Consider the following 318-nt stretch of genomic DNA (forward strand, 5'->3'; position numbering starts at 1 on the left):
AACAATTTCAAACTTAACTTCTCCCGCAGCTGTTCCTACAACAATTGGATTTCCGTTTAATTTATCATTTGCAATTAATGAAATGGTTTTTCCTCCGATATTTCCGTTGATTGATGCGATAACATCTTCAACCGCATCGATTGCAGGCAAGCTAACTGTTACTTTTACAGTGTTTGAGCTGCAGTTGTCAGGGTTTAATTTCTCGCAGATTTCATACGTCAATTCATAATCTCCTGCTGGAGGATTAGCGCCCAAGACAATGCTTCCGTCTGAACCTACTGTCAGATATCCTTTTGGATCTGATGCTGTAGTTTTCAG

At 39.6% G+C, this 318-nt stretch carries 1 protein-coding gene; it reads right to left on the reverse strand.

The window, feature by feature from the left end; all coding sequences use genetic code 11:
- The coding region (locus tag ACE01P_RS24445; RefSeq protein ID WP_379701672.1) for a hypothetical protein at window positions 1-318 on the reverse strand (318 nt) is incomplete at both ends.

This window comes from Flavobacterium sp. HJSW_4, assembly GCF_042436695.1.
Classification (GTDB): Bacteria; Bacteroidota; Bacteroidia; order Flavobacteriales; family Flavobacteriaceae; genus Flavobacterium.